Raw genomic sequence first — 13,135 nt, forward strand, 5'->3', positions numbered from 1 at the left:
CCGGGGACACTGTCCCCTCCACGGCCACGCTCTCCCCAACACGCCACCGGTCGCCGTTGTTCCCGGTGGGGTCGGGGCGCTGCGAGGGCCCGGGGCGGCCGGGGCCGAGGACCCGGACCCGGCGGGACCGGGCGGCGCGGGACGGCAGGGAGCGGGGCGCCCGAAGCCCCCCAGGACGGAGCGGACAGGCATGTCCCCCTCGCGGGTCGCGCCTCCCCCTTCGGCCTGCCGCATGCCGCCGAAGGCACCGGAATCCGGCCACGTACTACCACTCGGGCGTGCCGAGGGGCTGCTCGGTCCAGATGATCTTTCCCTGGGGTGTGTAGCGGGTGCCCCAGCGCCCGGCGATCTGGGCCACGATCATCAGTCCCCGGCCGCCCTCGTCGGTGGTGCGGGCGTGGCGCGGGCGCGGGGAGGCGTTGCCGGTGTCGGAGACCTCGCAGATGAGGGTGTCGTCGCGGATCAGCCGGAGGGAGACGGGCGGGGCGGCGTAGCGGATGGCGTTGGTGACGAGTTCGCTGACGATGAGTTCCGTGGTGAACGCCAGGTGGTCCAGGTTCCAGTCGGACAGCTGGCGGACGACGAGACCGCGGGCGTCGGCGACGGCGGCCGGGTCGCTGGGCAGGTCCCAGGAGACGACCCGGTCCGGGGCCAGCGCCCGGGTGCGGGCCAGGAGCAGGGCGGCGTCGTCCGACGGCTGACCGGTCAGCAGGGCGTCGACGGCTCCCCGGCCGATCTCCTCCAGTTCCGGTCCGGGCGCGGTGAGGGCCTCGCTCAGGCGGGCGAGGCCGGCGTCGACGTCGCGGTCGCGGGTGCCGACCAGGCCGTCCGTGAAGAAGGCCAGGAGGGTGCCCTCCGCCAGGCACAGCTCGGTCGACTCGAAGGGCAGGTATCCGAGGCCGAGCGGCGGGCCGGCGGGCAGGTCCATGATCCCGGCGGTGCCGTCCGGAGCGACGACGAGGGGCGGGAGGTGGCCGGCCCGGGCCGCGGTGCAGCTCCGGCTGACCGGGTCGTACACGGCGTAGAGGCAGGTGGCGCCCATGAAGGCGGCTCCCGCGTCCGGATCGGGACCGTCCGCGGTGGTCTTCCCGCCGTCCGGGCGCATCAGCCCGTCGACGAGGTCGTCGAGGTGGGCGAGCAGTTCGTCGGGGGCGAGGTCGAGGTTGGCGAGCGTGCGCACCGCGGTGCGCAGCTGTCCCATGGTGGCCGCCGCGTTCAGGCCGTGGCCGACGACGTCCCCGACGACGAGGGCGACCCGGGTCCCGGAGAGCGGGATGACGTCGAACCAGTCACCGCCGACCCCGCTGGGCGCGTCGGCCGGCTGGTACCAGGAGGCGACCGTGAGGGCGGATCCGCCGGTGAGGCCGCGCGGGAGCAGGGAGCGCTGCATGGAGCGGGCCGCGGTGCGTTCGCGGGTGAAGCGGCGGGCGTTGTCGACGCAGAGGGCGGCACGGGAGACGAGTTCCTCCGCGAGGCGGATGTCGTCGTCCTGGAAGGTGCCGGAGCGGCTGGACCGCGCGAAGGTCGCGACGCCCAGGGTGGTGCCGCGGGCGCGCAGCGGGATCACCATGAGGGAGCGGAAGTCGAACTTGATGAGGGACGCCCCGAGGGTGGGGTCCTGGGTCACCCAGGGACTGCCGACCCGGTCGAGGCTGCGTTCCACCAGGGTCCTGCCGTCCAGCAGGCACCGGGTCACCGGGGAGATCCGGGCCCGCCGGACCGCCTCTCCCACGGCCAGGGTGGCCTCCGGGCAGCCCTCGCGCACCGACGCCTGGCCGGCCCGGCGGATGACGGGTGTCATGCCCACCGGTCCGGGCGCGGGTTCCTCGCCGCGCATCACCGAGTCGAGCAGGTCGACGGCGACGAAGTCGGCGATGGCCGGCACGGCCTCGTCGGCCAGCTCCTGCGCGGTGCGGGTCACGTCCAGGGTGCTGCCGATGCGGGCGCCCGCGTGGTTGAGGAGGGCGAGGCGTTCCTGGGCGCGGTGCCGTTCGGTGGCGTCGATGACCATGTAGAGGATGCCGACGGTGCGGCCGTGGCGGTCCCGCATGGGGAAGAACGACACCGAGGAGGCGCGTTCCCGGCCGGAGTCGTCGGTCCTGGCCCGGATCTCGTAGTCCGTGACGGGGTGGCCGGTGTGCATGACCCGGCGCATCCGCTCTTCCAGGGGTGCGGCCTCCTCGGACGGGAGGATGTCGGCGGCCCGCCGCCCCAGGCGCCGGTCCAGGGGGATCACCCGGTCGAGGGCGGTATTGACCCAGACGTAGCGCAGGTCGGTGTCCAGGACGGCCATGCCGATGGGCGCGTGCATGACGAAGGGGTTGGCCATCAGCTGGCTCACCCCGCCGCCGGGCACGCGCCAGAAGGCCCGTCCGGGCGGTCTGCCGACGTAACGGCCGAAGAGGAGGGCGGCGAGGGTGGCGACGAGGACACCGGGCACCATCTCGTACAGACCCGATTCGAGCGGCCCGAGCAGCGGGTTGACCGACTCCCACAGCAGCACGGTGGTGGCCCCGGCGACGATGCCCGCCATGGCGCCCGCCCAGGTCATGCGGGGCCAGTACAGGGAGAGCAGCACGACCGGCCCGAACGCGGCACCGAACCCGGCCCAGGCGTGGGCGACGATGCTCAGCACCCCGTCGCCGCGCAGCGCGACGAGGTAGGCGACGAGGATCACCAGGACGACGGCACCGCGCCCGATGCGGACCAGGGACCGGTCGGAGGCGCGCCGGTCGAGGAACGCCCGGTAGAAGTCCTCGGTCAGGGCCACGGACGACACCAGGAGCTGGCTGTCGGCGGTGGAGATGATCGCGGCGAGGACGGCGATCAGCATGATCCCGGCGACCCAGGGGTCCAGCAGGGCGCGGCACAGGGCGATGTAGACGGTTTCGGGGTCGGTGAGCGGCACGCCGAGTTCCCCGATGCCCGCGAGGCCCACGAGGGTGGCCGCGGCGAGCACGACGACGACCCAGCCGGTGCCGATGCGCCGGGCCGCCGGGATGTCCCGCACGCTGCGGATGCCCATGAAGCGGGCCAGGATGTGCGGTTGGCCGAAGTAGCCGAGGCCCCAGGCGAGCAGCGAGACGATCGCCAGCGCGCCGAGGGTCCCGTCGGAGGTCCACTGGCCGCCGTCGTAGGCCACGCGGACGCCCAGTCGGGTCAGGCCGGGTTCCGCGCGGTCGAGGTCGTCGCCGAGTTCGCCGAAGCCGCCGAGGGAGGCGACGGCGGTCAGGGAGACCACGACCAGGGCGACGGCCATGAGTGTGGCCTGCAGGACGTGCGTGAGGCTGATCGCGAGGAAGCCGCCGAGGCAGGAGTAGAGGACGATGAGCAGAGCGGTCAGGGTCACGCCGACGCCGAAGCGGACGTCGAAGATGGTCTCGAAGAGCAGTCCCCCCGCGACCAGGCCACTGGCGACGTACACGGTGAAGAACACCAGGATGACGGCGGCCGAGACCATGCGGAGCATGCGGGTGCGGTCCTCGAACCGCTCCTCCAGGTAGGCGGGCAGGCTGACGGCGTTCTCCGCGCGCTCGGTGTAGGTGCGGAGCCGGGGGGCGACGAAGAGCCAGTTCAGGTAGGTGCCCAGGACCAGGCCGACCGCCAGCCAGACGGCGCCGACGCCCGCCGCGTACACGGCGCCCGGAAGGGCGAGGAACAGCCAGCCGGACATGTCGCTGGCCCCGGCCGACAGGGCCGAGACGAAGGGTCCGAGGCGACGCCCGCCGATGGCGAAGTCGGGGAAGGTGCGGGTGCGGTGGTAGGCCCAGAGGCCGGTGCCGATCAGCGCGCCCGCGTACAGCACGAACACCGTGACCGTCGGAGCACTCGTGGGGAACATGAACGTCCTCGTCGGCGAGGTTGACGATCAGGGGTGCGCCGTCTGCTCCACCCGATCAATCGGACTCGGCACCTTGTCCCAAATGTACTCACGCATGTCGCTCCCCAGCATCCGGCCGCACGGTGGCCGCGTCGTGCGGAGCGCGGCGAAGCCCCGAGGGCGCCGCGCTCCCGGCCCGGGGCGCGGCCCGACCGGCCGGGGCCCGGCGAACGACCGGCCGGGTCCCGGCGAACGACTGGCCGGGTCCCGGCGACCGACTGCCCGGCCCGTGCAGCGGGGGTCGTGTGAGTCCTGTGCCGGGGGCGCGGGGAGGGAGGGAGGAAGGGGGCAGCGATGCCCGGGAGGAGGCCGGGCAGCATCTCCGTGCGCCGCGCCCGCGCCCGTCGCCGACCCGCGCCTGCGCTGGCCCGCGCCCGCGCCCCGCGCCTGCGCAGTCCCGTGCGCCGTTCACGCCGGGATCGTCGGCCCGTTGCTCACGCGGTGGTGCGGCCGGAAGCCGGCGCTCACGCGGTGGTGCGGCCGGAGGCCAGCAGCGCCGCCACGGTGGCGGCTGCGGTGCGGTGCCAGTGGCCGCCCCGGCGGAGCATGGCGTGGTCGCCGCCCGGCACGAGCCGCATCTCGGCGCGCGCGCCGGCCTCGCGCGCCCGCCGGACGAACGCCGCCGAGTCCCGGGGGTCGGTGACCCGGTCGCGGTCCCCGTGCAGCACGATCAGGTCCTTGTCCCGCAGCTGCGCCACCGGCTCGCCGTCCGGGCACCACGGCGCGAGGGCCACGACTCCGCGGACCTCGCGGGCCGCCGCGGCACGCAGGGCGGCCCGGCCGCCCATGGAGTGCCCGACCAGCACGACCGGGACGTCCCCGGCGAGAGCGGCCAGCTCCCGCAGCGCCCGGTGGGTGTCGTGGAGAGGGTCGGCGTCGGCACCGTTCCACCCGCGGACGCGGTAGCGCACCTCCGCCAGCAGGACGTCGTCCGGCACGACCGCGGCGACGGCCCGCACGAACGGCCGCATCCGCAGGGGTGCCGGGTACCAGGACCGGGAGGGGGCGCGGCCTACGGCGCTGCCGCCGTGCAGGAAGAGGACCGCCGACCGGGAAGCGCGGGGGACGCGCCGGGGACGCAGTGCGGCGGCGGGCGGCCGTGCGGTCCCGTTCCCTGCCATAGGCCTTCTCCTCATGGGTGCGAGCGGTCGGACGTGGTCCCCGGCGCGGGCTGCGAGGACCGCGGACGGGCGTCCGGGTGTGCTCCCGCTGCGGGACCCGCGTCCCGGCGTGACGGGCGGGACGCCGAGAGCCCGGTGGCCCGGTGACCAGGTGGCCCGGGAGCCCGGTGGCCCTGTGACCCGGTGGCCCGGTGGCCCGTCCGCGGCGTGCGCCGCGGACGCCTTCGTATCACGCGGGCCTGTGGCGGCCGTGACTCCGGTCCTCAGACCCGCCAGTAGCCGCGGCGCAGCAGGACCGCGAGCGGCACGATCTCGATGCGCCCCAGGAACATCAGCGCGGTGAGGATCACCTTCGACAGCCCGCCCAGCGCGGCGTAGGAACCGAACGGACCCGTCTCGCCGAAGGAAGGGCCCACGTTGCCGAGGCAGGAGGCCGCCGCGCCGAGTGCCGTGAACGCTCCGGTGCCCGGCGGGCTGGGTTCGGCGTCGAGGGCGAGTCCGAGTGTGCCGAGCGCGAAGACGAGCAGGTAGAGGACGGCGAACGCGAGCACCGAACGCAGGGCGGCGTCGTCGACGACCCGGCCGCTGACCCGTAGCGGGACGACCGCGTCAGGGTGCACGGCCCGGTCGAGCTCGCGGCGGGCGAAGCGGAACATCACGAGGTGACGGACCACCTTCACCGAACCGGTCGCCGACCCCGCGCAGGCCCCGACGAACATCAGGACCAGCAGGGTGAACATCGCGAGCGTCCCCCAGGTCGACCAGTCCAGGGTCGCGAAGCCCGTGGTGGTCGCCACGGACACCGTCTGGAACGCGGCGTGCCGGACGCCACCGACCCCGTCCACCAGCCCTTCGGCGAAGAGTTCGACGGCCAGCAGGGCGGTCGCGGCCGCCAGCAGCCCCAGGTACAGGCGCAGTTCCTCGTCTCGGGCCGCTGCCCGCACCTGGCGCAGCGCGGCGAGCCGGTACAGCCGCAGCAGGTTCATCCCGGCGACCACCATCAGCGCGCACAGCACCCACTGCGTCACCGGGGCGAGCCCCCGGGCGGAGTCCGCGTCCGGTGTGAACCCCCCGAGGGAGACGGCGGAGGTCGCGTAGGCGAACGCGTCGAAGACGCTCATCCCCCGGTCCAGTCCGGACCAGCTGAGCGCGGCCAGGACGAGGAAGCCGGCCGCCGTCACCGCGACGTACACCTTCCAGAGCCGCTGGGCGGTCCCGCGGACGGTCTCGTCGAGCGACTCGACGGCGACCGGGCCCGGCAGTTCGGAGCGCAGCAGATCACGGCCCCCGATGCGCAGCCGGGGCAGCACCGCGAGGGCGAGCACGATGATGCCCATGCCCCCCAGCCAGTGGGTGAGCTGGCGCCAGAACAGCATGTCGGGTCCCAGTGCGTGCACGTCGGTGAGGACGGTCGCGCCGGTGGCGGTGAAGCCCGACATGGCCTCGAAATAGGCGTCGAGCGGATGACCGAGCTGCGGCACGCGCCCGAACACGAAGGGCAGCGCGCCGAAGGCGGGGACGAGCAGCCACACGGCGACGACGACCAGGAAGCCCTCCCGGACGCCCAGAGCGGGACGCCGACCGGTGGCCCGCTTGAAGGCCAGCCCGGTCACGGCGGTGGCCGCTCCGGCGCCGAGGAAGGGCCACGGGGGCCGGCCGGTGACGAGCGCGGCGACCGCGGGGGCGGCGAAGGCGAGGGAGAACCACAGCAGCAGGGCGCCGACCACGCCCAGCGCGGTCCGCACGTCGGTGCCGGAACGGCGTCGTGCTCGCGCCGCCGGACGGGCCCGCCTCACAGGTCGCGCTCGAGCGCGACGACGTGTTCGGGCTCGGCGAGGACGATGACCCGGTCGCCGGGCCGCAGTTCGTCCCCGCCGTGGGGGAAGACCGCCTCTCCGTCACGGATGAGCGCGCCGACACCGGCCCCGGGGAGCGTGTCGACGGGGCGGTGCGCGTGACGGCTGCCGGGGCGGACGGTGATGTCGAGCACCTCGAAGCGGTCGTCCTCCAGCATCGCGAGCTGGCGGGTGCGCCGGCCGAAGGTGTAGCGCGCCATCTTCTCGGCGGTCTCGTCCCCCGGGTCGACGGTCACGTCGACACCCGCCGCCTCGAAGACGTCCGCCGCGGCCGGATCGTCCAGGACGGTGAGCGTCAGTCCGACCCCGTGGAGCTTGGCGAGCACCCCGGCGTGCAGGTTCCGGGAGTCGTCGCCCTGGGCGAGGACGGCGGCGCCGGCCGCACCGATGCGTTCGCCGCGCAGGAACTCGGGGTCGAGGCCGTCGGCGTGGTAGACCCGTGCCCGGTCCAGTGCGGCGGCGGCCGCCTCGGCTCGGGCCGCGTCGTGCTCGACGATCCGCACGACGAGGCCCTGGTCCAGCAGCATCCGGGCGATCGCGGTCCCCACGCGTCCGGCCCCGAAGACCACCACGTCGCCGATGGGTTCGGCCCCGGACACCGCGCGGCTCCACGCCCGCGCGCCCGCCGGGGAGGTCATGACGACGAGGAGGTCACCGGGCCGGACGGTCTCCTTCCCGGAGGGTCCGATCAGGACGCGGTCCCGTACGACGGCGACCACCCGGGACTCCTCGGGCAGGTCCGCCTCGCGCAGCGGGCGGCCGGCGAACGGCGGCGGATCCGTCTCGGGAACGTGGACGCCGATCACGGCCACCTTTCCGTCGGCGAAGAAGTCCACGTGCCGGGCACCGGGCACCTGGAGCACCCGGGAGACGGCCCGGGCGGTCTCGAACGCCGTCGACACCAGCAGGTCCACGTCGAGGTCGCCCGCGTGCCAGGCGGCCAGGTAGTCCGTGCCGGTGGCCCGGACGACGGTGCGGGCCGACGACAGCTTCCGGGCGAGCATGGCGGTTACCAGGTTGACCTCGTCACGGGAGGTGCAGGCCAGGACGAGTTCCGCGTCGGCCACTCCGGCGTCCAGCAGCGTCTCGCGCCGGGTGCCGCTGCCGTGCGTGACGCGCACGTCGTAGGCGTGCGAGAGGGCGTCCAGGCGCGCCCGGTCGATGTCGACCACTCGGCAGTCGTGCGTCTCGGCGAGCGACTTGACCACGGTGTGCCCGACCTGCCCCGCACCGACCACGACGACTCGCATACCGGCATCGTGGCACGCACCGACGTGACCTGCGACGACCGGCCCGCGCGACACCCCGGCGGATGCCGTGCGGGTGCCTCCCGGGTTGCTGTCCGTCCACCGGGGGCGCCGGTGCCTCCGGACCCGCCGGTGCGGGGCTGTGCGGGTCCCGCCGGTCCGAGCGGTCCGGGCGGTCCGGAGCCGGGAGCACCCCGTCCGTTTGACACCCGGTGCAGGGCTGCGAGTCTGGAAGGCGGGGGCGACGACCTCGTGAGGAGACCCGACATGGGACGGCGACCGGCTTGGCACTCGGTGGCACGGCAGCTTCCGCTCCGGCTCTCGGCCGGCGCGTTCTTCCTGAACTCCGGGCTGGCCAAACGCGGGGCGGACGAGGCCACCGCCGAGGGCCTGCACCAGTTCGCGTCCGGCACCTATCCGGCCCTGGGGAAGTACGACTCCGGCCAGTTCGTGCGGGCGCTCTCCGCGAGCGAGATCGCCATCGCCGGCGCCCTGTTGCTGCCGGTGGTCCCGGCGGCCGTGGCGGGAACGGCGGTGACCGCGTTCTCGGTGGGCACGCTGGGGCTCTACCTGCGGACGCCGGGGATGCGGCAGGACGGCAGCCTGCGCCCCACCGAGCAGGGGCTCTCCCTGGCCAAGGACGTGTGGATCCTGGGCATCGGCCTCTCCCTGATGGCCGAAGGGCTCAGGCGCTGCCGCTGACGGGCCGTCGGCACCCCCGGGGCATCTGGTCCGCCGACGGGCTCTGATCGACGCGGAGCACGGCACCGCGGTCGGCGTGGCCTGCGTCGGGCCGGGCCTGCGGGAGCTGCTGTGGTCGGTGACGGGGGCCACCGCTCCACCGACACCTCCCCGGCGATGTGGCGCGCGGTTCCGGCGTTCTCGACGATCAGCGAGGTGGTGGCCGCGCGCGCCGGGCCATGGGGACCGGCACGGCGGGGGCGGGGTGGACCCGCTCGCCCCGGCAGGGGTCATTCGGGGATACGTCCGGTCCAGTCAAGTCCGGTCCGGTCCAGTGCGGTCCGGTCCGGTCCGCTCCGGTTCTCCCGGCGCACCGGCGTACCGGCGACGGAGCGGTTCTCTGCGGGCGTGGGTGTGGAAGCCACGGCCGGACGTCCTGCCCGGGAGTTCCCCCGGTCGCACAGCCGGGCGGCGAGGCGAGGAGGCCGCGCACCGGCTGCCACGGCGGTGTCCTGTGAGGCTTGCACCTCTGACGACCGCGGCGGCCCCGCTGCGGGGCGCCGGGCGGGACGGTCCGTCCGGCGAAGACCCGCGCTCCCAAGCCCATGGGGTCGGAACGGGTCAGGGAGTCGGGTTCGGAAGCCGTGCGCCTGTGTGATGACAGGGCGGGTCGCCGGAATCCCCGGGTCCCTGTGCGGACTGCCTCGTACGCGGTGCACGGCTCCTCCTGGAGTGGCCCGTTCCGCACGTCCGACGTGTAACACTGCGTGCGGCACGATCTCTTGAGCGCCGCAGAACGCTCATGCACCGCGATGACACCGATGCGTACCGACCGACAGACCGAGAGGTGGATCGATGACAGCCATTGCCGAGCCCGGGGCCGTCACCTTAAGCTGCTCCGACCCCGAAGCGCTCGCGGACTTCTACGCGGCAGCGACCGGCTGGCAGAAAATCTTCAGCAGTGAGTCGGCGGCCTACCTCTCCGGCCGCAACGGCATGCGGATGGGTTTCGTCCGGATCGACGGGTTCGAGCCCCCGTCCTGGCCCGAGGCCCGCAACCGCGTGCACCTCGATTTCAGTGTCGCGGATCTGGAGAAGGCCGAAGCCGAACTGCTGGCGCTCGGTGCCGACAAGCCCGAGCAGCAGCCCGGCGAGGGCAAGTGGACGGTGCTGCTCGACCCGGCCGGCTACCCGTTCTGCATCACCTCGATGGCCTGACACGCTTCCCGACGGCCCGCGGCCCCCGGCGACGGCACCGGCTCGTCCGGGGGCGCGCCCTCGGTACCGGCGCACACCGGGGCCATGTCGACGTCCGTGGGTTCCACGGGGAACCGCGCACTCGACGTCGGGGCCGTCCTCTCGCGTTCCGATGGGATTCAGCATGAGTGAACCGACCCTCACGTTCCAGGATCAGGCCCAGTGGGAGCAGTGGCTGGAGGAGAACCACGACAGCGCGGCAGGGGTGGGGGTGAGAATCGCGAAGAAGGCCAGCGGCCTGCCGAGCATCACCTACGCGGAAGCCCTCGATGCCGCCGTCTGCTTCGGCTGGATCGACAGCCGGCGCGACAAGGTCGACGACCTGTACTGGCAGCAGCGTTTCACCCCGCGCACCAAGAAGAGTCCCTGGTCCCAGGTGAACCGGGAGCGGGCCGAACGGCTGGCCGCGGAGGGGCGGATCCGGCCGGCGGGCCAACGGGAGATCGACGCCGCCAAGGCCGACGGGCGGTGGGAGGCGGCCTACGCCTCCCAGAGCAAGGTGACCGTACCGGACGACCTGCAGGAGGCACTTCTGGAAGTGCCCGGGGCGGCGGAGTTCTTCGCCACCCTGAACAGCAAGAACCGTTACGCGATCCTGTACCGGGTGCAGAGCGCCAAGAAACCCGAGACACGCGCCAAGCGGATCGAGAAGTTCGTCACCATGATGGCCAACCGCGAGTTGATCTATCCGTGACGGCCACAGTCCGGTCAGGCCACGGCCCTTCCGGACCACGGCCCTGCGGGGCGGCCGGGTCGTCCGCACCGACCGCGACGGCCAGCGAGGTCGGGCATTCCGCGCTCCGCCCGAAAACCGGGTGCGGGCGCCGGCGCCGGCTTGGAAGCATGCGGGCATGTCCCTGCGCTTCGAGTCCCTGGTCGTCCGGCACACCCTCCGCGTCCCCGCTCCGTCGGGGCCCGTCGGGGACGGCACCGTCGTGGTGCGGCAGTTCGACGCCGCGTTGATGTCCGTGGGCTTCAAGCTGTCGGCGCGCCTGTTCGGGCGGCTGGCCGGCCTGTCCGAGGGGACGGTCACGGACCTCGCCGTACGGGTCCTCGGCACCGTGCGCGAGATGGTCGGCGACCATGTGCGGCACAACGCGTACTTCATCGACTTCCCCGCCAACGTCCCGGACACCGCGGATTTCTGGCGGGAGTGCGTCGCCGGGGCGCTCGCCGACGACACGACCCGGGCGGGCACGGTGAAGCAGTTGGACGCGGGCGTGGTCGACCTGCTCACCCTGCCGTCGTACGGCACGTACCCGCACGCGTACACGGACCTGCTCGCCCGGCACGACGAGCTGGTCGCCGCGGCGGGCGACCGGGTGACCGTGCTGCACCACGGGGAGCGACTGGAGGACGAAGTCACGTCCCTGTACCTGGCGTTGGCGGGCAGCACCACGCCGCTCGGGGAGGAGGGCCTGCGGGATCTGCGGGAGCTCGCGGGGCACTGCGTGGCGGGACCGCAGCCGGAGCGGATTCCGGTGCGCGAGAACCGTGCCGTGGTCAACCAGGCCCGCCTCCTGGCGGGGGCGGATCTGCTGCTCGACACGGTGACCGACGTCCTCCGGCTGGTCTGCGCGCTCAACGGCGCCGACGTGGGTCTCCAGGAGCCCGTGCGGTTGCGGTCGCTGCCACGCCCGGTGCGCCGGGCGCTGCTGGCGGGCCTCGACGCGGTGGTCGCCGCCTCGCCGGCCAAGGCGGCCGACGTGCACGCGCACCGGGAAATGTGGAAGCGGCTCGGTGAGCGGCTGCACCCGCACGAATACCCGCAGTGGCCGCACGCGGCGGACGTGTTCGCCGTCGCGCGTGGGGAGAAGGAGGCCCGGTCCCTGGAGAGCCGCGCCGAGGAGCTGTTCGCCCGGGGAGACGTCGCCGGTGCGGCCCGGCTGCTGCGGACGGCGCCCGGCAGGCTGCTGCGTTCCCTGGACCGGCTGGTGCGCACCGCGGCCACGGCGGACGACCGTGACGCGGTGGTGTCCGCCGTCGAGCGGGTCCTCCCGGAGGTCTCCGGCCGCGTTCTGCTGTCCGTGGTCGAGCACTTGCGCAACCGTGCCCGGGAGACGGGAGCCGGGCGGGTGTTCGTGAACCGTCTCGGGCGGGGCCGTGTCGCCGACGACACCCGCCGGCCGGTGCCGGGCCCCGTGCGCGAGCGGCTGCTCGCGCTGCTCGACGCGGAGCTGCGCCGTCGGGTGGGCGGTGCGGGGCGCGTGCTGGTCGATCCGGACGTCCTGGACGTGGCACTGCCGCTCAGCGGCCGCGCGAGCACGGCCGGGCTGGGGGTGCTGCCGCGCGGTTCGGTGTCCGCGGTGGACGGTGAGCTGCTGCGCTTCTTCGTGTACTGGCGGGAAACCGCGGCCACCACCGACTTCGACCTGTCGGCGCTGTTGCTCGACGGGCGCTACGCGACCGTCTCCTGGCTGTCGTACACAAACCTGCGGGACGTCGGGGGCAGGCACTCCGGTGACCTCACCAGCGCGCCCGAGGGTGCCTCCGAGTTCATCGACCTGCGGCTGGGCGCGGTACGGGGTGCGTTCGTGGTGCCACAGGTGAACATCTTCAGCGGGGAGGGCTTCGAGGAGGTGGCGGAGTCGTTCTTCGGGTTCATGCTGCGTGAGGGAGAGCAGAAGGGGCGCCCGTTCGAGCCGCGGACGGTGCGCGCCAGGTCCGAGCTGCGCGGTCCCGGCCGGGTCGCCCTGCCGCTGGTGTTCGTGCGCGGCGCCGACGGCCGTTGGCACGCGAAGTGGCTGCACCTGTATCTGCGGGGGGATCCGTCCCACAACCGGGTCGAGGGCAACCGCCTGACGGTCGCGACGCTGGTGCGCGCCATCGTCGAGCGGGAGCAGCTGACGGTCCGCTACCTCACGGGCCTGATGTCGGGGGGCGCGACGACCGTGGACGTCCGGGACGGCGGCCCCCTCCCCGAGGGTCCGGTCACCTACATCGGTCTGGAGCGCCCCGAGGGGCTGCATCCGGACTCGCGCGTCGTGACCCCCGAAAATCTGCGCGACCTGATCCCGGCCTGAGTGTTAGCGTGACCGTGGCGAGGCCATGAGGGGGCTTCCTTCTCAACTTCTATGAACCAGTCCCCTCGCT

The 13,135-nt window shown here is 73.8% G+C and carries 8 protein-coding genes; 4 read left to right on the forward strand and 4 right to left on the reverse strand.

Annotated features, from left to right (window positions below; all coding sequences use genetic code 11):
* Positions 1–265: 265 nt before the first annotated feature.
* The 4 genes from putP to trkA all read right to left on the reverse strand — a co-directional run bounded on the left by putP (position 266) and on the right by trkA (position 8,107).
* A complete protein-coding gene (gene putP, locus AB0F01_RS18935; RefSeq protein ID WP_362096701.1) occupies positions 266–3,841 on the reverse strand; it encodes a sodium/proline symporter PutP in 3,576 nt (1,191 codons plus the stop codon).
* A 503-nt stretch (positions 3,842–4,344) separates the two neighbouring features.
* Complete coding sequence (locus AB0F01_RS18940) at positions 4,345–5,001, reverse strand: alpha/beta fold hydrolase (protein WP_362096704.1); 657 nt, start codon at positions 4,999–5,001, stop codon at positions 4,345–4,347.
* A gap of 263 nt (positions 5,002–5,264) precedes the next feature.
* Entirely contained in the window at positions 5,265–6,746 is a 1,482-nt protein-coding gene (locus AB0F01_RS18945; RefSeq protein ID WP_362096706.1) for a TrkH family potassium uptake protein, read from the reverse strand.
* 47 nt (positions 6,747–6,793) lie between these two features.
* Positions 6,794–8,107 carry a Trk system potassium transporter TrkA gene (gene trkA / locus AB0F01_RS18950; protein WP_362096708.1) on the reverse strand — a complete coding sequence of 438 codons (1,314 nt, stop codon included), beginning with the start codon at positions 8,105–8,107 and terminating at the stop codon, positions 6,794–6,796.
* A gap of 264 nt (positions 8,108–8,371) precedes the next feature.
* On the opposite strand from trkA, the gene AB0F01_RS18955 reads away from it, so the two are divergent.
* The 4 genes from AB0F01_RS18955 to AB0F01_RS18970 all read left to right on the forward strand — a co-directional run bounded on the left by AB0F01_RS18955 (position 8,372) and on the right by AB0F01_RS18970 (position 13,065).
* Positions 8,372–8,806, forward strand: a complete 435-nt coding sequence (locus AB0F01_RS18955; RefSeq protein WP_362096711.1) for a hypothetical protein — start codon at positions 8,372–8,374, stop codon at positions 8,804–8,806.
* Positions 8,807–9,640: 834 nt separating this feature from the next.
* A complete protein-coding gene (locus tag AB0F01_RS18960) occupies positions 9,641–10,003 on the forward strand; it encodes a VOC family protein (RefSeq protein ID WP_362096713.1) in 363 nt (120 codons plus the stop codon).
* Between the two features lie 163 nt (positions 10,004–10,166).
* Positions 10,167–10,736, forward strand: a complete 570-nt coding sequence (locus AB0F01_RS18965; protein WP_362096715.1) for a YdeI/OmpD-associated family protein — start codon at positions 10,167–10,169, stop codon at positions 10,734–10,736.
* Positions 10,737–10,893: 157 nt separating this feature from the next.
* A complete protein-coding gene (locus AB0F01_RS18970; RefSeq protein ID WP_362096718.1) occupies positions 10,894–13,065 on the forward strand; it encodes a hypothetical protein in 2,172 nt (723 codons plus the stop codon).
* The last annotated feature ends 70 nt before the right edge of the window (positions 13,066–13,135 follow it).

Origin of the sequence: Streptomyces sp. NPDC029526 (genome assembly GCF_040637405.1) — a bacterium.
GTDB lineage: Bacteria > Actinomycetota > Actinomycetes > Streptomycetales > Streptomycetaceae > Streptomyces.